The sequence below is a fragment of the Pseudidiomarina aquimaris genome (genome assembly GCF_003987395.1).
Taxonomy (GTDB): Bacteria; Pseudomonadota; Gammaproteobacteria; order Enterobacterales; family Alteromonadaceae; genus Pseudidiomarina; species Pseudidiomarina aquimaris.
Window position 1 is genome coordinate 222688 of the sequence record NZ_PIPT01000003.1, and the last position, 19275, is coordinate 241962.

The 19275-nt window shown below is 48.5% G+C and carries 19 protein-coding genes; 12 read left to right on the top strand and 7 right to left on the bottom strand.

Annotated elements, in window-relative coordinates; genetic code table 11:
- The first annotated feature begins 395 nt into the window (after positions 1 to 395).
- Genes CWE21_RS05500 through CWE21_RS05510 form a run of 3 tightly spaced genes read left to right on the top strand, consistent with a single transcriptional unit; the run spans position 396 to position 6015 of the window.
- Entirely contained in the window at positions 396 to 1643 is a 1248-nt protein-coding gene (locus tag CWE21_RS05500) for a TolC family protein (protein WP_126833442.1), read from the top strand.
- Entirely contained in the window at positions 1640 to 2872 is a 1233-nt protein-coding gene (locus CWE21_RS05505; protein WP_126833443.1) for an efflux RND transporter periplasmic adaptor subunit, read from the top strand. The genes CWE21_RS05500 and CWE21_RS05505 overlap by 4 nt, the downstream gene beginning before the upstream one ends.
- An 11-nt stretch (positions 2873 to 2883) precedes the next feature.
- Positions 2884 to 6015 carry an efflux RND transporter permease subunit gene (locus CWE21_RS05510; RefSeq protein ID WP_126833444.1) on the top strand — a complete coding sequence of 1044 codons (3132 nt, stop codon included), beginning with the start codon at positions 2884 to 2886 and terminating at the stop codon, positions 6013 to 6015.
- A 65-nt stretch (positions 6016 to 6080) separates the two neighbouring features.
- Here the strand turns inward: CWE21_RS05510 and CWE21_RS05515 are convergent, their stop codons facing one another.
- Entirely contained in the window at positions 6081 to 6365 is a 285-nt protein-coding gene (locus tag CWE21_RS05515; RefSeq protein ID WP_126833445.1) for a YebG family protein, read from the bottom strand.
- A 211-nt stretch (positions 6366 to 6576) separates the two neighbouring features.
- Here CWE21_RS05515 and CWE21_RS05520 point away from each other — a divergent pair, with 211 nt between their 5' ends.
- Together CWE21_RS05520 and CWE21_RS05525 are read left to right on the top strand one after the other, a co-directional pair.
- Positions 6577 to 7470 (top strand): pepsin/retropepsin-like aspartic protease family protein, encoded by an 894-nt coding sequence (locus CWE21_RS05520; protein ID WP_126833446.1) that lies wholly within the window; start codon positions 6577 to 6579, stop codon positions 7468 to 7470.
- Between the two features lie 86 nt (positions 7471 to 7556).
- Positions 7557 to 8936, top strand: coding sequence for a diguanylate cyclase (locus CWE21_RS05525; RefSeq protein WP_126833447.1), 1380 nt, complete (start codon positions 7557 to 7559; stop codon positions 8934 to 8936).
- On the opposite strand, the gene CWE21_RS13455 is transcribed toward CWE21_RS05525, so the two are convergent.
- On the bottom strand, positions 8926 to 9066 hold the full coding sequence (locus CWE21_RS13455; protein WP_241970227.1) for a hypothetical protein: 141 nt from the start codon (positions 9064 to 9066) through the stop codon (positions 8926 to 8928). The two genes, CWE21_RS05525 and CWE21_RS13455, sit on opposite strands and share 11 nt — an antisense overlap.
- 262 nt (positions 9067 to 9328) lie before the next feature.
- Here CWE21_RS13455 and CWE21_RS05535 point away from each other — a divergent pair, with 262 nt between their 5' ends.
- From CWE21_RS05535 to CWE21_RS05545, 3 genes are all read left to right on the top strand, one after another.
- Entirely contained in the window at positions 9329 to 9550 is a 222-nt protein-coding gene (locus tag CWE21_RS05535; RefSeq protein WP_126833448.1) for a type II toxin-antitoxin system Phd/YefM family antitoxin, read from the top strand.
- Positions 9543 to 9884, top strand: a complete 342-nt coding sequence (locus tag CWE21_RS05540; RefSeq protein WP_126833449.1) for a type II toxin-antitoxin system RelE/ParE family toxin — start codon at positions 9543 to 9545, stop codon at positions 9882 to 9884. The genes CWE21_RS05535 and CWE21_RS05540 overlap by 8 nt, the downstream gene beginning before the upstream one ends.
- 399 nt (positions 9885 to 10283) lie before the next feature.
- Positions 10284 to 10490, top strand: coding sequence for an amidohydrolase family protein (locus tag CWE21_RS05545; RefSeq protein ID WP_198675065.1), 207 nt, complete (start codon positions 10284 to 10286; stop codon positions 10488 to 10490).
- Here the strand turns inward: CWE21_RS05545 and CWE21_RS05550 are convergent.
- Complete coding sequence (locus CWE21_RS05550) at positions 10487 to 11383, bottom strand: cation diffusion facilitator family transporter (RefSeq protein WP_126833451.1); 897 nt, start codon at positions 11381 to 11383, stop codon at positions 10487 to 10489. The two genes, CWE21_RS05545 and CWE21_RS05550, sit on opposite strands and share 4 nt — an antisense overlap.
- A gap of 116 nt (positions 11384 to 11499) precedes the next feature.
- Between CWE21_RS05550 and CWE21_RS05555 the strand changes: the two genes are divergently transcribed.
- The 4 genes from CWE21_RS05555 (at position 11500) to CWE21_RS05570 (ending at position 14581) form a co-directional block, all read left to right on the top strand.
- Entirely contained in the window at positions 11500 to 12204 is a 705-nt protein-coding gene (locus CWE21_RS05555) for an OmpW/AlkL family protein (RefSeq protein WP_126833452.1), read from the top strand.
- 11 nt (positions 12205 to 12215) lie between these two features.
- On the top strand, positions 12216 to 12344 hold the full coding sequence (locus tag CWE21_RS05560) for a DUF3149 domain-containing protein (RefSeq protein WP_126833453.1): 129 nt from the start codon (positions 12216 to 12218) through the stop codon (positions 12342 to 12344).
- Positions 12345 to 12375: 31 nt separating this feature from the next.
- A complete protein-coding gene (locus tag CWE21_RS05565; protein WP_338068207.1) occupies positions 12376 to 12804 on the top strand; it encodes a thiol-disulfide oxidoreductase DCC family protein in 429 nt (142 codons plus the stop codon).
- An 85-nt stretch (positions 12805 to 12889) separates the two neighbouring features.
- A complete protein-coding gene (locus tag CWE21_RS05570) occupies positions 12890 to 14581 on the top strand; it encodes a diguanylate cyclase (protein ID WP_126833454.1) in 1692 nt (563 codons plus the stop codon).
- Here CWE21_RS05570 and CWE21_RS05575 read toward each other — a convergent pair.
- The 4 genes from CWE21_RS05575 to CWE21_RS05590 are packed head-to-tail and all read right to left on the bottom strand — an operon-like array spanning position 14564 to position 19274.
- Positions 14564 to 15022, bottom strand: a complete 459-nt coding sequence (locus tag CWE21_RS05575) for an EVE domain-containing protein (protein WP_126833455.1) — start codon at positions 15020 to 15022, stop codon at positions 14564 to 14566. The genes CWE21_RS05570 and CWE21_RS05575 overlap by 18 nt on opposite strands.
- Positions 15019 to 16203, bottom strand: a complete 1185-nt coding sequence (locus tag CWE21_RS05580; protein WP_126833456.1) for an efflux RND transporter periplasmic adaptor subunit — start codon at positions 16201 to 16203, stop codon at positions 15019 to 15021. The genes CWE21_RS05575 and CWE21_RS05580 overlap by 4 nt, the downstream gene beginning before the upstream one ends.
- A gap of 27 nt (positions 16204 to 16230) precedes the next feature.
- Positions 16231 to 18585, bottom strand: coding sequence for an ABC transporter permease (locus CWE21_RS05585; protein WP_126833457.1), 2355 nt, complete (start codon positions 18583 to 18585; stop codon positions 16231 to 16233).
- On the bottom strand, positions 18579 to 19274 hold the full coding sequence (locus CWE21_RS05590; RefSeq protein WP_126833458.1) for an ABC transporter ATP-binding protein: 696 nt from the start codon (positions 19272 to 19274) through the stop codon (positions 18579 to 18581). Before CWE21_RS05590 ends, CWE21_RS05585 begins: the two co-directional genes overlap by 7 nt.
- Between the last annotated feature and the right edge of the window lies 1 nt (position 19275).

A 19275-nucleotide genomic window follows, 5' to 3' on the forward strand; every position in this document is an offset into this window, starting at 1 on the left:
ACTCTGGTTGTCGTGGTGTCAAAGACGATTTGGTCTTTTATCATTATCATATTGTTGCATAGCTTTTTCAGCTGTGCAGTCGCTGCTGGTCATGTAGAAGATAATGAGCACACCTTTGATTTTGCGCTGGAACATCACGTCCATACCGAGCATCAAAGTGATATTCCAGATAACCTAGACCCGAACCACGACCATCAATTCCACGCGCATGTGACGTGCTTTACAGGTTACTCACTAGTGGCGGAGCTACTTTTGTGTCCCGCCGCCGCGATTGCGCATACTAAAACTTCTTTCATTAACAATCCCAGCCAACCGCCTACGCCGCCGCCAAACGCCTGATCTTCGTTAGCTAAGAACGGTGCTTTAAGCACACTTTTTTACTATGGAGATTAATCATGAAATTTATACATTTTGTGATTGTTGGGCTCGTGGGCATAAGCTCTTGTGTGAGTTCAGCAATCGCTGATGAATTGTCTTTGCGTACCGCTTTTGAGAATGCGCTGCGCGGAAACCCAAACTTGCAGAAGTATTCGTACCAGCTGCGAATGGCGGAAGCCGAAAAATTGCAAGCATCGCTTCGACCCAATCCAACTTTGGGTCTCGAGTTTGAGAATATTTTAGGGACTGGCGAGAGTAGCGGTTTTAGTAACGGCCAAGCCACGCTTTCATACAGTCAATTGATAGAACTTGGTGACAAGCGCAAAAATCGTATGGCATATGCTTCGGCAGAGCAGCGACAAATAGCCGTCGAGTTTGAGTATGCGAAGAACGAAGTGTTGGCTGAGACAGCGTTGCGCTTTTATGAAGTACTGCGTATACAAGCGTTGTTACGTTGGAATCAGAAACACCTGCAGCGGCTTGCAGATCTTCATCAGCTTGCAAAGGCCAGAGTACAGTCTGCTGCGGTCCCACCCTCCGAAGCTACGCGGGTACAATTACAGCATCGCCAAGCCGAAGTTCGGGGCGAGGAATTGCAAGGACAATTGATAGCCGCGATAAGTAGTTTGAGTGCTATGTGGGCTTCGAAGCCGAACTTCGAAAAAGTCGTAGGTGAATTTAACAACGATTTTCATATACCTTCAGAAGTTGCCGTAGAAAACGCCATTAATGAGGCTCCAGAGCTACTTCGCTTGCTCGAGTCTGAAAGGCTTATAACAGCAAAAATAGGCTCTGTGAATGCCGCGGCGACGGCGGACTTAAACCTTGGTCTAGGTGTGCGCTACAACAATCAAGTAGATGACGCAGGGCTTGTCTTGCAAGCGTCCATGCCATTACAGCTTACCAATCCAAAACAAGGAACTCTCAAGGCCAACAAAGTTGAGCGGGAAATGGTTTACGAACAGCAGCGCTTGGTACGAGATAAGCTCCGAGCTTTCAGCAATGAATTACTTGTCGAACTTCAGACTAATGTTCGTTATTTACAAGCAGTGCAGTCTGATTTATTGCCATTAGCTCAACGTCTAGAACGCGAGATAAATGATGGCTATGAGAGGGGAACTCACTCATTGCTAACAGTGCTCGATGCCCAACATGAACTGGCACAGCAGGAATATCTTGTGATTGAGCGAAGAGCTGCGATTTACCGTGGCTTCTTGCAACTCGAGCTCCTTACTGGAAAAACATTTTTAGGATCTGGACTATGACACTAATTAAAAATCTATTTGTCACGTTAACGTTAAGTTTAGCTTTCGGTGTCTTTCCCTCGGCGCACAGTGCCACAGAAGCAGCAACTGAGCACTCTGAAGCTGAAGCGAAAGGGCCTAATGGTGGAACCTTATTAACAGATGGACCTTTGGCGGTGGAAATCACAATCTACGAATCAGGCGTCCCACCAGAAATGCGAGTCTACACCTATCTTGATGGAGAGTTGGTCAAGCCTGACAAGGTTGCTCTAGAGGTTACTCTTCATCGACTTGGAAACGTAAATGATGAACTGACATTTATCAGTGAGGGAGACTACTTGGTCAGCACACAAACAATTGTTGAACCTCATTCCTATGAGGTATCAGTCGATGCGGTAGTTAAAACCGCTCGCGGCGACTGGCATTACGAAGCGTTCGAAGGGCGCGTCACATTATCCGATCGGGTTATTTCCCAAGCTAATATTTTGATTGAGTCAGCGGGACCACAATCGTTGACATTTAAGGAACATCTGTTTGGGGTTGTCGCTCCAGTTAATGGCAGCAAAGCCAGAGTGACTGCTACTTATCGCGGTAAAGTCACCGACGTGCATGTCGCGGTGGGCGATAAAGTGACCCAAGGCCAAGCGCTAGCAACGATCACCAACGCTGCAAGCGGTGTGGCCTACAAGATTGAAAGCCCAATCAATGGAGAACTCACGGAGCGATTTGTCACAGTTGGAGAAATTGCTGACGAGCAAGTGCTTTTTGAAGTTGTTGACTTATCGTCAGTGTGGGTTGAGCTATCAGCGTTCCCTGAAAATATTGAAAAGCTTCAAGTTGGGCAAGTAGCAGAAGTTTATGATCTTCATCAACATAAACGCGTGCGTGGCAACGTGATCTATATTGCTCCCGCGATGACTGGCGGGCATATAGCACGCGCTCGGGTGCAAATCGATAATAGTGACGGACATTGGCGTCCAGGCATGCACGTACGGGCCGATGTCATCACTGGGGAAAAAGAGGTGGCATTAGCTGTGAAAAAGTCCGCATTACAGACATTCCGTGAAATGCCAGTCGTATTCGGTAAATTTGGCAATACCTTTGAAGTTCGCATGGTTGAGTTGGGCGAAAGTGACGAAGAGTACGTTGAGGTACTCGGAGGTCTGACAGTTGGTACAAATTACGTGGTTGGTAATAGTTACCTGTTGAAAGCTGATGTGCTGAAAGATGGCGCAAGCCATGACCACTAGGAGGCGAACTAATGATTGATATTTTAATTAGATTCGCTGTCCAGCGTCGTTGGCTGGTTATGGCGATAACATTACTTATTGCAGGATTAGGTATTTATAGTGCCCTTAAGTTACCCATTGATGCGGTACCTGATATTACAAATATCCAAGTTCAGGTAAATACTGAGGCGCCTGGTTACTCGCCGTTGGAAACCGAGCAGCGCATTACCTACATCGTAGAAAACGCGATGGCGGGTATTCCGAACCTAGATTATACGCGCTCTATTTCGCGTTACGGACTGTCGCAAGTGACCGTGGTGTTCGAGGAGGGTACTGATATCTATTGGGCACGGCAACAAATTAGTGAACGATTGCAGATGGTCCGTAGTGATTTGCCCAATACTGTTGACCCTGCATTAGGGCCTATCGCAAGTGGCTTGGGCGAAATCTTTACCTATATTGTAAGTGCCGAGCCGGGAGCGCTTGACGCGAATGGCGAACCCTACACCGCAGAAACCTTACGTACATTACAAGATTGGGTGATTCGACCACAGTTGGTGAAGGTTCCCGGTGTGACAGAAATCAACACCGTCGGTGGTTATGAACGTGAGTATCAAGTCGCTCCGCAGCCCGGTAAGTTACTTGCGTATAAGATTACAATCGAAGATGTGTTTCGTGCTCTAAAACTAAACAATGCTAATGCTGGTGCCGGTTACATTGAGCGAAACGGCGAGCAGTGGTTAGTGCGTTCTCCCGGGCAGTTGAAAAGCTTGGAGGATATCCGCAATGTTGTCATCACGAAGCGCGATGATGCTCCAGTAAGAATAAAAGATGTAGCCGACGTATTTTTTGGCAAGGAACTACGCACTGGTGCTGCTACCTCGGATGGCCAAGAGGTTGTGCTAGGTACAGCGATGATGTTGATTGGAGAGAATAGTCGGATAGTGGCTGAGGCAGTTGCCGAACGCCTCAAAGAAATACAACTTAGTATGCCCGAAGGTATCCTACTAGATCCCGTCTACAACCGCACGACACTTGTCGAGAAAACGATCGCAACGGTAGAGAAAAACCTATTCGAAGGTGCGGTTCTCGTTATTGTTGTGCTGTTCTTGTTGCTCGGGAATGTGCGAGCCGCACTTATCACCGCAATGGTTATCCCGCTAAGCATGCTGTTTGCAATTACTGGTATGACTGCAAATCGTGTTTCGGGCAATTTGATGAGCCTCGGCGCTATTGATTTTGGAATCATTGTTGATGGTGCAGTTATTGTGGTTGAAAATGCATTGCGCCGACTTGGTTTAGCGCAGCAACGTTTAGGACGCTTACTTACGACCAAAGAGCGCCTTCAAGAAGTATTCCAAAGTACTCGTGAGGTATTCAATCCAGCCGTTTTCGGTGTATTGATAATCATGTTGGTCTATCTGCCTATTTTTGCGTTAAGTGGTGTTGAGGGTAAGATGTTCCACCCTATGGCATTTACTGTGGTATTTGCTTTACTCGGAGCATTGATCTTCTCAATGACTTTCGTACCGGCTGCAATCGCGATTTTTGTAAACGGTAAAGTTAGTCACGGCGAGAATAGGTTGATGCGCGGTGCGCGACGTCTATATGAGCCTCTACTACGTATCTCATTGAAAAAGCCCCTACTTATTATTTCGCTGGGGACTGTTTTATTCGCTGGATCGGTCTATCAAGCGACGAAGATGGGCAGTGAGTTCTTACCGCAATTAGATGAGGGTGATATTGCTCTACATGCCTTACGCATCCCCGGCACGGGACTACAGCAATCGGTTGATATGCAAGGTTTATTGGAGTCGACTATTGCCGAGTTTGGTGAGGTGAAGCGGGTATTCTCAAAGATTGGAACGCCGGATGTGGCTACGGACCCGATGCCACCCAGCGTGGCTGACACTATAGTAATTTTGAAACCGAGATCTGAATGGCCTGATTCGAATAAAGGTAAAGATGAACTCATTGCTGAGTTGCGGGCAGCTGTTGAGGCTCTTCCCGGCAACAAGTATGAGTTCACGCAACCTATCGAGATGCGCTTCAATGAGTTAATTGCAGGTGTTCGTGCCGACGTAGCGGTAAGGGTCTACGGTGATGATTTGGAGCAACTAAAAGAACTCGGTGATACTGCGGTAGAAATTATTAGCCGTGTCGATGGCGCCGCAGATGTGCGTGTCGAGCAAATGACTGGATTGCCGACGTTATCGGTAAAACCGCAACGGGACCACCTTGCATTACTGGGGCTTTCTGTTCACGACGTGCAACGTGCTGTGCAAAGTGCAGTAGGTGGGTTGGTTGCGGGAACAATCTATGAGGGAGATAAGCGATTTCGTTTGATGCTCCGTTTAGATGATGAGTGGCGGAATAATATAGAGTCATTGAAGCGTCTGCCCGTAGCCGTTCCCGCAGCGAGTAACCCAGAACTGCAGTATGTTCCACTTGGCGAGATTGCCGAAGTTGAACTGACCGTTGGACCAAATCAGATCAATCGCGAGAGTGGTAAGCGGAATGTAATCGTGAGTGCAAACGTGGTAAGTCGCGACCTTGGTTCTTTTGTGGCTGCTATCCGTCAACAACTGCAGAACGAGCTTCCTTTACCGACAGGGTACTGGTTAGATTATGGGGGGACCTTTGAGCAGTTGGAGTCGGCGTCGCAAAAGTTGGCAATTGTTGTGCCATTAACCTTGCTATTGATTTTTGGCTTACTCTTTAGTGCGTTTAATTCTTTCAGTAACGCCCTAATTATCTTTACTGGTGTGCCTATGGCGCTAACAGGCGGCATCATTGCTTTGACAATTCGCGGCATGCCATTATCGATCTCTGCCGCAGTTGGCTTTATCGCGTTGTCAGGGGTCGCCGTCTTGAATGGGGTAGTAATGCTATCATTCATTCAGCAGCTTCGTGATAACGGTAAAGCTATCAGAGAAGCAATCTTCGAAGGTGCTAGGCAACGATTGCGCCCTGTATTGATGACCGCGTTAGTCGCGAGCTTTGGTTTTATTCCAATGGCATTCAATACTGGGACTGGCGCGGAAGTCCAGCGGCCGCTAGCAACGGTCGTGATTGGTGGGATTGTTTCTTCAACGTTATTGACGCTAGTTGTACTTCCGTCGCTCTACTTGATGGTTAACAAACTCAAGCGAACACCAGCATAGAATATAACAAAAAGCATGTTTGAGAGTTGGGTCTTGAGACCCAACTCTTTTATTGCGCAACTCTTTTATTGCGCAACACTTTTGGTAGGCTCTGCCTTTTCAGAGGTCTTCTTCTTAGGCGGCTTCTTTGCACCCAAGGCAATCAACATATCTTCACGCTCACGCGCCAAGAAAAACGCCAAATCTTCAAGTTTTTGTTCGTCAGTAACAACCTCACTCCGTTCGATAAGAGGCAAAAGTCGCTCCACCATATCCAGCATTTTGTCATGGGCATCGGCTTCGGCTTTTGTGGCAAAGGTCATTTTTTCCTCTCCGTTTCGTACGACAACGTATTGAGTGACTACCGGCATAGGTTTTCCTTAGTTCTTCAATCGAATAGGCTGTATATTTATACAGTATCTGCTGGAGTAGGGCAACAGCGAAAGCTGTATTCGTTTCTGTCGCTGAAGCTCTAACTCAAATGTAAAAAGTAAGTAGAAAAGCTCGTATCTTTGCTAACGTTCAGGTAGGCTACACGTAATTTCAAAAGGAAACTTAATAACAACAATAAGGATACGTTTCATGCGAGTTCTCGTTTTCCTAGCCTTAGCATTATTTTCCTCGACAGTTATGGCACAAGCGACCAGTTGGATCCCGTTTGAGAATGCTAATGGGCATGTCTTAATTAAAGTCGAAGTGGCGGGTATCGAAAGCTATGCGATGATCGACTCGGGCTCACAAGTGAATGCTCTAAACCTCAGCTTTGCTGAGCATCATGAGCTTGAATTTGACAGCAACAAGCGCATTAAGATTCAAGGTGCGCACGATGTTCAAGACCGACGTATTTACCGCGATGTGCCGACAAAGTTACTTGGCTTAGATCTCGACATGGAGCTGGTAGGCCTCGAGCTCGGTGGCAAGCATGTTAGCTTGCTGCTCGGTGCGCCGCTATTAAACCAGTTTATTTTGCAGTTTGACTACCCGAATAGTCGTTTGCGCTTCGCTAATCCTGGTACTTTTAATCTTGAAGAAACAGCGAACCTTGAAATGCGTCCGCAGGATGGTTCAGGGCGTCCGTTGGTAAAAGTAAACTTCAATGACGAAGCCGAACGTTGGGTCCTCCTCGATACGGGGAATAGCGGTGGTTTGTATCTACATCGCAACTTTGCCACGACTCAGAACTGGTTGGAACGTTTTCCTGTAATGGAAGGTGTTTCGCGCGGTGTAAATGCAAGCAAAGATGTAGAACTCTTTCAATTACCTCTCTTCGGTTTCGGTCCCTATAAACTAGAAGATATTGTGGTTATTGTGCCGAGTGAGGGCAGTCCTGCTGACTTTGGTAATCGTTATTCCAATATTGGCTCTCGAATGAAGGGGGTCGAAGTGAATGGCATTCTTGGCTACGACATTCTCAAGCATTTTATCCTTACCATTGACTATCGAAACGGTCGCGGCCACATCTACGTGCCGCAATAAGAATCAAATTAAGGTTGTAGTTTAAGCGGTTTCTCGGTATTGCTATAGTCATATGATGTTTGACCATAGCCGTTTGGGAAGTCGCTTTGATTTTTAAAAAACGCACGTTAGCTAGCTTTTTTGCGGTATTTGTAGTTGGCTTTGCAGTGCTCATCCATTTGACAGATTCTTTTAAAGAGCTGCTCGAAGAGCGCTTTAAGAATAATGCTGAAGACGAGCTTCTTGCGGAGCTGTTGTTGGCGAAATCAAATCTCGAGTCAGAGCTATTTAAAGATGTATTTCTGGTTGATAGCTTAGCGACAATATTCAATATTAATCCTCGCAATGGTGCCGAGAACTTTCCGCAAATTGCGCGCCGCTTACTACAAAAATCAGAGCATGTCAGAAATGTCGGGATGGCACCAAACGACGTGCTTTCTGAATTACTCCCGCTAGCCGGCAACGAGAGTGCGATAGGTTTTGATTATCGTACTGTACCCGCGCAATATGCCACCGTACAAGCGGCGCGTGAGCGCCAAGATATCTTTCTTGCAGGTCCGGTTGATCTCGTGCAAGGCGGGCGCGGGCTGATTGCGCGTATTCCGGTATTTAATGATTACCCAACCAACCAAGATTATTGGGGCACGGTAAGCGTGGTGATTGATTACGACAACTTAATGCTCGATTCTGGTTTATTGGCTATTCCAAGTACTGAAGTCGCGCTACGAGGAGTTGATGGTGGTGGACGTAATGGCGCGATTTTTGAAGGGTCAGCAGAGCTATTTGAAGAATCTGACTACAATGGAAAACTAATTGTTCCAAACGGTGAATGGTGGGTCGCCGCCAACTTTGCTCCAACCCTTACTCCTGCACAGATTTGGTTTTTACAAGGGGTGCGCATCGGTATGATACTGCTGTATGTCCTGCTCTTCGCCATGATCATTTTGTTATGGGCATTCTATCGTCGTGAAAAGTATCGGGCTAACGAGGATGTACTGACACGGCTTGTTAATCGACGGTTTGCGCTCGATTATTTGAATCGACGACTTACGAATACGAAAAGTAAAGAGCAATTCTGTGTCATCGCAGTGGACCTGAACTATTTCAAAGAAATAAATGACAACTTTGGTCACGATAGTGGCGACCATGTACTGCGAGCGGTCGCGCACCGTCTCGAGGCCGCGGTAAGAAGTTCGGATATTGTCGCCAGAATGGGCGGCGACGAGTTTCTGGTTATCGTAAATCGTCTCAAAGACATGAGTCATATCGAGAAGATTATAGAGAAAATCAGGTCGACCGTTGAGGGCGAGGATGTGTTGATCGATGAGCTTTCGATTCGCCCATCAATCAGCATTGGCTCCGCATGTAGTACTGAGGGCGGTCTTTCAGTTGTAAAACTACTTAAACTTGCGGATGCCCGTATGTACGAGGATAAAAAGCACATCAAGTCACTACAGCAAAGCCCATTCGAGGTGCCTACTTCTTAGCACATTCGATCAAATAATCTGCTAACGCACCCATCCCAGTGCGTGGCACTTTAAGTTCGGCAATCTGGAGTGCCGCATACTGCGATAGCTTACACACCTCAAGGGCAAACACCGAAGTATTGTTAATCACAGTTCGCCTTCATCGAGAAACCACTCCGTTGCCGTCACGCCGCGCTTGGCAAACTCTGCGCGTAACGGCACCAGCCATTCATCATTCTCGTGAATAACTACGAGCTCTCTCATGCCTACCTCTTTATCTTGCGTGGATTTGTGTTACAGCGCTGTTGGCGACCACGATCAATCCGATTTGGTAATATGGAGGAGCGCGTTGGAATATCTCACAGCAACTGCTAAACTAAAACAGTCTTTAAAAAGACTTTTAAGAGGTGGTTGTGAAGACTGAAACCGTGACGTATTTAAAAGAAAATGCGAATAATCTTGAGTTGAAAGAAGAGTTGCTGGTGACGAAAAAGGGTAAGCCAGCATTTGTCATTCAATCTTATGATGATTATGAGTTTCAACAGGAAACGATTGCTCTACTCAAGCTTATCAACCTGTCAGAAAAATCGTTGCAACATCGCGAGTTGAGTCTTAGTGAAGCCTTCGATGTCTGAGTATCGTATTGTTGCTTCAGGTGTTTTTAGGCTATCTGTGCAGCGGCTCAAAGGGTTTCTGTCCCATCAGTACTCAACCGAATTAGCCGATAAGACGTTACTCGAGGTGCAGCAAAAAATCGGGCAAGCCCTGCCTAAGAATCCGCGCATAGCACCGATAAGTGAACGGCTTTTAGAGTTAGGTGTGCAACACTATCGGCAATGGCACATCGACCAACATTACATTGTTTTATATCGTCTCGACGAGAGGCGAAAAGCGGTCGAGCTGCTGCTCATCATGGATGCACGGCAAAGCCTGCGTAAGTTGTTGTTCGAAGTGAACCTTCTAAGCTAGCCTAGCTTTTCTTGTAAAAAGTCGAGGGCCGCAGAGACCGCTGCCGACATGTATTTGCGTTCTGTGTAGACCAGATGTACGGGCTCAGGTCGTACGCGGTACCATAGTTCACCAAGGAAACTAAAAGGTTGCTGAACGTCAGCTGCTTATCAAGCCGCATGGCTATGATGAGTTGATGAAGTAGCTGAAGTTATCGACGTTAGCGGAAAATATTTAACACCGGGTTTGGTGGATTCGCATGTACATTATTTGGCGAGCGATTGGTTTGACACCCGGTTCATGTTTCCATTTGTGAGCGAGTTCTACAACCTCAGTGACGCACAGAATTATTTACAAGAAAGCTCGCATAATTTTGATCGTAGTTACCTTTGTTCTAGCGTTACTACCGTTGTGCTCGTCATGTCGACGCAAAACGGCGCGAAAGCTTTGGGTTTAGAAGCAACTCTTGGCACTGTCGAGGTGGGCAAAAATGCTGACCTTGTGGTACTCGAGGAAGATCCAGGCAAGGATGTTTCAGCATTTCGCTCGATCACACACGTGATGCGGTTCGGTAAGTTGCATAGCATCGCAGACTTGAGCTATGCCAACGAAAATGCTGTCGACTAATCCAGTCGACAGGCCTCCGATTTGAACTCTAGCTCAATCGTTGTGTGGAAAATCTCAAAACGCGAGACTGCTTGATTGATGGCTTCTTTAACAGCGAGATAATGCTCCGCGTTATTGAAGTCATCTTTTAATTCAACGTGAGCCGTTAGTACGTGTGATTCACCATCGAGCGACCACAGATGCATGTGATGAATATCCGCAACCTGGTCGACGTCACGAATTGCGTCTTGTACGTCTTGGTAGAGCTTAGGGTTTGGATTCGCTTGCGAAAATAGTTTCAGTGTTTCGATCAAGTTACGAACCACATTTAACAAGATAAATGCAGTGAAGGCGATTGATAACAGTGGGTCGATGATCGGCCAGTCGACAAAAGTCATAACAATGGCGCCAATAAGCACCGCAACCCAGCCCAAAACATCCTCTAGTAAGTGCCAATTGAGCACTCGTTCGTTGAGCGTTTTCCCGCCTGAAAGCTTAAACGCGGCGTAACCGTTCACAACTACCCCGAGAATTGCTAAGTAAATCATGCCTTCGGTGTTCGGCATGACCGGATCTGTCAGTCGCGGGATGGCCTCGAATAGCACCCACGTGGAGCCAGCAATGAGCACAATTGCGTTAATCAGTGCGCCTAGCAAACTAAAACGTTTATAACCATACGTGAAGCCAGTGGTAGCTCGCTTGGCACCGAGTTTATTTAGCAGCCAGGCAAGACCTAACGAGAGGCTGTCACCGAGGTCATGCACGGCATCGGCAATAATTGCAGTACTGTTAGTAAGAATCCCGCCGATAAACTCGATGATAGTAAAGAATAAGTTTAGCCAGAAAGCGAGACCGATGCGTTGTGAAGAAGCGTCGCCATGGTGATGCTGGTGATGTCCGTGATGATGTCCCATAAGCCCCTAATCATGCGTTGTTTTTTTCATTGTAGAGGAGAAGCAAAACTTGATCGAGATCAAGGTTTTCCGCACATAACCACATAAAATATAGGGAAATAACTAAGGAGTGCTGTATGAAAACCTCAATGATCTTATCTAGCTTATTAATTGCCGGTCTTGCTGCACCAATGGCAGCGGCCGCAGACCAATTTTCGGTGAATGTTGGCGCCATCGGTGTCATGCCAAATGATGATAGCGCATCATTGCCCGTAATTGAATCTGTTGCAGGTCTCGATTCTGGTTCTACCGGTGTGACAGTCGATGAAAACACTCAGTTGGGAATCACTTTTGATTACCGGCTGAATCCGAACTGGAGTATTGAGCTCATTGCTGCCACTCCATTTAAGCACGAAATTCATGGTACCGGTGCGATTGACGGTTTGAAAATCGGCGAAACTAAACACCTTCCGCCAACCTTGCTCGCGCAATATCACTTTGATTTAGATAACGATGCGATTGATCCGTTTGTTGGTTTTGGGGTGAATTACACGACCTTCTTTGAAGAGAAAGTGAGCCCAGAGCTTGGTGGCGTTCTAACTGATTTAGCAGTAATTACTGCGAATGACGATGTTGAATTAGCGCTTTCAAATAGCTGGGGATTCGCATTCCAAGCGGGGGTGAACGTGGCACTGACTGATAACTGGGGCCTGCACTTTATGGTGAGCCGTATGGCTATTGATACCGTTGCCGACGTGCGCATCAATGGTGTTACCGCTGAGTCTGTCGCGGTCGATATTGACCCAACCGTAGCAATGTTTGGTATTCGCTATAGCTTCTAAGGAGGCATCTCATGCAATTACTCAAAGAATTTGTTTCTGATCCGGTTATCTTTTTCTCTTTCACTGGATTAGCAGTATTACTTGGTCTTTGCATTTTCTACGTCGTCTATTTTATCGCTAAAGCTAACGGCGAAGATTGATCGGAAGCATGCTGGCCTTCGTAAACAGACCATGAGTGACGAACTGTTAACGGAGGCCAGTATGGCGACCGAACTTATCTTGTTCTACGACGGTGGTTGTCCGCTGTGCGTGCATGAAATGCGGCAACTTAAAGCGTTGGACCAAAAGCGCAAGCAACGGCTGCAGTTTGAAGACATTTGGGCCCACGACTTCGCAAAGCGCTTTCCTGCGATCGATATTGAACAAGCAAATCGCATTCTGCACGGACAACGTGCTGACGGAACCCTGCTTTATGGCTTGGACGTCACCCATGCCGCATGGTCAGCTGTAGGACGCGGATGGTTAACAGCTCCGCTACGTTGGCCGGGCATTCGCTGGCTGGCAGACAGAGGCTATCTCGGCTTCGCCAAGCATCGTAACCGTATTTCCAAGTTGATAACCGGCAAGGAGCGCTGTCTACAGTGCTCGCTCGATGAGTAGTTGCGTCTAAACTGTCTACTTGTATAGCGCTTCAACATTCTATACCCTGCTTTATAACTTCCCGTTTACTTAGCAAAGGACGCTTGTGGCGCACTTTTTAGTCTTGCTGTTTCGCATCGCATGTTGCCTCGTTTTGAGCGTGGCTACGGTGCATGCTGCGCCGATCAAGATTGCCAACGACAGTCTTTATGGACTGCATGAGCGCGCTAGCATCTTGCGCGAGGCGCCGCTGAAGTGGCAACTCGATGATATTCTGGTGGCTGAGCAAAATGGCCTATTTGTGCCATTTTCGGGCATTTCATCGAGTTCCGATCGTGACCACGCTGTTTGGCTTAAGATTCAGTTGGATACAGCTGAAAACTTTGATTTCAGTGAGCCACGACGCTTTTTGTTAGCGCATGCAATTTCGCAACGTCACGCTGACTTGTACATTCAACAGGGGGAGCAGTGGCAGCACGTCGCTGCTGGGACCGCCGATGGTTACGCGACGAGCCAGCGGCTGAACTACCGTCATCCAGCTGTACGATTGACGTTTGATCGGCAACCTATCACGATTTATCTCCGCTTCTACGACCCTGCGGGTAGCACCTTTCCAATAAATCTGCTGACAGTTGGTGACTACACCGAGCATTATCTTGAGGAAAATCTGGTCTTCGGCATGGTATTTGGCGCAATTTTTGCGCTGTTGTTGTACAACCTGATTTTACTGGTGCAACTGCGTGATGGCGCCTATCTGTGGTATGTGCTTAGCATGGCTGCGGCAATATTGCTGCTTGCCGATGGTACTGGACTTGGACCGCAAATCCTCTGGCCAAATAGCAGTCACCCTTGGTGGCTTGGGCGTGTCAGTACTGCTGCGATGTGGGGAAGTGCGGTGCTCATATTTAGTATAAAGTTTCTGCGTTTGCGCGAGAACTTGCCGTTAGTCGCCACCTTATTGCAGCTCACTGTTTTACTGTTTGGTCTAGTCTATTTGGCCAATGCCTTGGGCTTCACTCGTTATGCATCGATTGTTGCAAACAGCATCGCTATGCTGATTATTCCAATCTTGCTAACTTCGGCCGTTGTTCGTTGGGCACAAGGCTTCAAGCCTGCTATTTACTTTGTCGTTGCGCAAAGCATTATGTTGTTAGCGGCATTAGCTATGGTCTTACGGCAGGTTGGCGTCTTAAATCCAGAAGACATCGTCTCGTATTGGTTTCCGCTTGCGGTCGCTTTAGAAGCTGTGTTGTTTTCGCTGGCTCTGGCACATCGTATAAGTGAGTTGAAGTTACAACGTAAAGAAGCGGTGCTGGACGCTCAACATGACAGTTTAACAGAGCTTCTGAATCGTCGTGGCATGCTCGAACGCCTGCAGCAGCGGGGTGGGAAGAGCAGTTACTGTTTGGTTTTAGTTGATTTAGATGGTTTTAAACCGATCAACGATCGTTATGGCCACCAAGCGGGCGATGAAGTGCTTGTGTGTGTGGCTAAACGCCTTAAAGCTTGTATTCGCAATGAACGTAACGATTGGGTGGTGCGCTTCGGTGGTGATGAGTTTGGGGTGGTTCTTTCGCACTCGATCGCACACCCCGACGCATTCTGTGAGCGGCTGCGACAGACGGTTGAAGCGCCAATGCAAATCAACGATGAACAAATTTCAGTGGGTGCAAGCATTGGCTTTGCTTGCAGTGACCCCGAAGAAAGTTTTGAAAGTCTTTATCGCCGCGCTGACAAAGAACTTTACACCGATAAGTCGGCACGGCGTGAACTGGCAATGTCAGTCGACGAGAGCTAAAACGGCTTGGTATTCGCTCGCTTGAAAAGGCACCACACTTAGCCGAGAACCCTTTTGCACCAATGGATTTTCTGCCATAGCGGGGAGTGTCTTCAGTTCTTTTAGTGCAAGAGGTTGTTTGAACTTACGTACGAATTGTAATCGCACTGCGCTCCAGCGTGGATTCTCGGGCATCGATTTGGGGTCGAAGTAAGCTGACTCTGGCTCGAATTGCAAAGGGTCGACAAAAGCTTCTTCCGTCACTTCAGCAAGGCCGACAATGCCAACCTTGGCGCAACTCGAATGATAGATAAATACCTGGTCACCCTTCGCCATTTCCCGCAAAAAGTTGCGCGCCTGATAGTTGCGCACACCGTCCCAGGCAATACCCTCTGAGCCGGTATCAGCAATTGTGTCGATACTGCACTCATCGGGTTCGGTTTTAACTAGCCAATACTTCATAACTGCACTTGCATGCCTTCTTCTAATTCGCCACTTGGATGGTTGACCACCTGCTCGTTAGCGTTTAAACCATTTATTATCTGTCGATAAATACCACTTTGAAAGCCTACGTTAACGGCTCTGCGCTCTAGCTCTCCCTCTTGATAGACAAACACATACCATTGCTCATCTTGTCTGAAGAGGGCGGTTATCGGTACCGCTAGGGCATCTTCTGCTTGTTCGATGACAATCTCTGCGTTGACGCGGAAGTCGTTACCGAGCTCAGGTGCAGGCGCATCGAGCTCGATAAAAACACTTACGCGCTGTTCTTCGATACCCAAAGCCGAGACGCGAGTAAAGCCTGCGGGACTCACACGGCGCACTATACCTGATTTGACTTCTTGCCCGCCCCATTGATTGATACGTGCGGTCATTCCCGGGCGCACTTTAACGGCAGCACTACTCAAAAGGTCGACCTGAACCTCGAGCTCACTCAGATCGCCCAGTTCTAAAATCGTTTCACCAGCGGTCACAATACCTTCACAGCAACGAAAACGTTGCAACACCGTGCCACTAATGGGTGCGGGTACTTCGAGAATGCGTGTTTGGTCACTGCTACGGGTGCCTTCAGCAATCTCCAGAACCAGTTTTGCATTGGTGACATCTGCTTGCGCGACAGCGACGGCAGCGGTCGCCGAGCGTAAATTTGATTGCGCCCGAAAGAGGGCGGTTTGTGCTCGCTCAAGGTCTGCAGTGGACGCGAGCCCCGCATCGTATAGACGTTTAATACGCTGCAGCTCACTGCTCGCAAGTTGCGCTTCGCTTTCGCTATTCTGTTGCAGAGCAATGGCGGCTTGTAGACGTGCCTCAGTGGCGTTAAGAGTTTGTTCTGCTTGCTCGCGACTACGTTGGTCGAGCGCGGGCGTTGGCGCTGGCTCCACCTCAAAAACCGTATCGCCTTGGGTAATTGGGTCGCCAGGCTCAAGCGAAACACGACGTAGATAGCCGGTAATCGGCGCTGAGACGGAATAGGTATTACGTAAATGCGTTCTGCCTTCGTCACTTACCGTGGCAGCTAAGGGGCCTTGATAAACGTCACTTACAACGACTTGCGGCGGCGCAGGCCGTAAACTGTAGAAGAGTGCGACGGCAACGAGTACAAAGAGCAGCCAGGGTAGTAATTTCACCAGTGGTTTTTTCATCGTCTGTAATCTCTCCTTGCCTCTCAATTACTCGGCTTTTAATGCGGCAACCAAATCAATACGTTGCAAGCGTCGTAACATAAACATGACCGCTATTGCCGCCGCGGTCAATACGCCGAGGGCCGATAGCCCAAAAAGCTGCCGGCTCACGACAAACGGAATACGAAACAGCTCGCTACTCATCAGCTCGGTCATGCCTGCCGCAAAGAGAAAACCAACAAGCCAGCCCAGCGGAATGGCAATCAGCACCACTAACAGCAGCTCGCCGAACAGAATAATTGCGACCTCGGCGTAGCTATAGCCTAGCACCCTTAAGGTAGAAAGCTCTCGCTCACGCTCTGCAAGCGCGATTCGAGCATTGTTATAGACCATCGCAAAGGTGAGTGAGCCGGCTAAAACAAAAATAATACTCATGGCGGTGAGGACGGTGTCGTCCATGTAGCTGCGTAATTTTTCTTCGGCTTCGCGTATGTGGCTGTATCCGGCAATCTGTGGCATCTCATTAAGTCGTGCGTAAAGCGCTTCTTTCTCTGTCGCATCGATAAGTAGCCAAGCGCCACTTAGCACGTCGCTTTCCAGTAAAATGCGATTCAATTCAGGGAGTGCCATATACGCACCCACGCCAATAGCTTCATTCGTGATCGCCACCAATGGGATTGCTTGGGTCATGCGGCGTTCACCGATAAACTCAACGCGCACCTGCTGATCAAGTTCGAGGCTAAGTTGCTGGGCGAGGTGGTCGGTTAAGACTAAACCGGCGTCGGGCAAACTGCGCATGCTAGCTAATTGGCGCAACTTACTGTCTGGACTGAAAGCAGAGACTGAGGTGCTGTAAACCGTGGTGCCGCTGTGCAGACGCACAGGGACACTGCGCATGCCTTCGACATAGTTGACGCCCGGTAGGGCGGCCAAACTCGCTAATGCTTGCGCATCGGTGACTTGACTAAAATGGACAATGACATCCATTTGTTGCTCCACACGGTAATTGCGGTCGAGCATAGTGCTGATGGCTTGAAACTGATAGCTGCCAAATAGCAACAGTCCGCCGGCGAGCGCGACGCCAGTAATCGAGAGCGTGCTACGTAGGGGATGCCGCACTAGGTTGCGCAAAATAATCCGCCATGCCTGATTGAGTCGCATGGTCGCAATAAAATGATTGATGCGACTTTGGTGAAAGTTAGGCGGATTAGGTGGGCGCATCGCTTGCGCCGGCGGAACCCGGATGGCTTTATAGATAGCGCGCCAAGTGCCAACGAATCCAGCGGCAAACGTCACCAGAACAGCAATAGCGAGGCTTCGCCAGTTGGTATCTACGTTGAGGTCAATGAAACTAAAATAAAGGCTGTAGAGCTCAACCATAGTGGCAGATAGCCAATGGCTCAAGAGCAGTCCTAAAATAAGCCCAACCAATACCACAAGGCTACTGAATCCCAAGTAATGCAAAAAAATAGTAGCGGGTCGGTAACCAAAGGCCTTCATGATCGCAATGATTTGTTGTTGGGTGTGAATTTGGCGCTGCATAAAAATGTTAAATAAGAACGCCGAAGTCCCGAGGAATACCAACGGCAGAAAAACCGCATTGGTGCCGAGTTGCTTAAGCTCCTCGCTTAAAAAGCGGTGCGAGATCTGCTCCTCACGGGTGTAGGCACCACGGCCACCATAGTTTTCAAAGACCTGATCGAGTCGCAATTTTAATGTGGCGCTGTCGGCCTGCGCCTCCAGCTGTATGAGGAGGCTGTTAAATGCGCCGTCCATATCAAGGGCAGCAGCTAAAGCGTCTTCGCGTAGCCAAAGTACTCCGTAGCGTTGATAGTCCGGCATGATATCTGCCGGCCCAATTTGGTAAATGTATTCTGGCGAAATGGCGATGCCAACGATCTCCAACTCAGTGCGCCGGCCATTTAGAATCGCAGTGATTGAGTCATGCAATTGCAATTTATGAGCTTCAGCGAAAGGTTGTGCGACAACCACTTGGCGACTGTTTGTTGGCAACATCCCTCGCTGCAGATGCAAGGTATTTAATAGCTGGGTCTGCTGTTCAGGCACCGACACCAGTTGTGCCTGGATCGGATCGGCAAAGCCGCTGACTTCGACCCGTGCTGCACTGCGAATACGCGCCTCGGCGACTGCCACGCCAGGCATTTCCTGCACTTGTGTTAGCAGGTTACGTGGCGCGCGAGTGAGCTCTAGGAAAACATCGGCAAAACGATGCTCATTATAAAAAGTCTGCTGTGCGTTGGTTAAGCTTTGCTTTGCGGTGGTCATGATCATGAGCACCATGACTCCTACGGCAACGACAATAGCGATGGCAAAAAGTTGGGCGCGTGCGAGCCAAACCTCGCGCAGCAATTTGGCAAGCAAGGTAGCTTGTGCGCTTACCACTGCAACTCCCGCGCTGGGCGTTGGGTTGTGTTGGTATGGATGTCGCTAATTTTGCCATCGGAAAGGCGTATTACGCGATTCGCCATGTCCGCAATAATGGCATTATGGGTGATCACCGCTGTGGTGGTGCCGAGCTCTTGATTAATTTGCTGCAAGACGTCGAGCACAAGGCCTCCAGTGTTGGAGTCGAGCGCGCCCGTTGGTTCATCACAAAGTAAAATTTCGGGGCGCTTGGCCACCGCACGAGCAATCGCTACGCGTTGTTGCTCACCCCCTGACAACTGTGCAGGGAAATGATCCATTCGGCCGCTCAACCCGACCCGCTCAAGCGCTTCTTCTGGACGCATCGGGTTGCGTGCAATATCCGTGACCATCGCCACGTTCTCGCGGGCTGTGAGGCTCGGAATTAGATTGTAAAACTGAAAAACAAAGCCAACGTGATCGCGGCGAAATCGGGTAAGCTCACGGTCGGAAGCTTGATGTAGAGCTGTATCACCATAGAAAAGTTGGCCGCTCGTCGGTGTATCAAGACCGCCCATAATGTTGAGGAGTGTCGACTTGCCCGAGCCAGAGGCGCCCAGTAGCACAACCAATTCACCGCTGACCAGTTCGAGACTCACGCCGCGTAAGGCGTGGATCTCAACTTCGCCCATATGGTAAACCTTACTAAGTGCCTCTGCTCGGAGCATA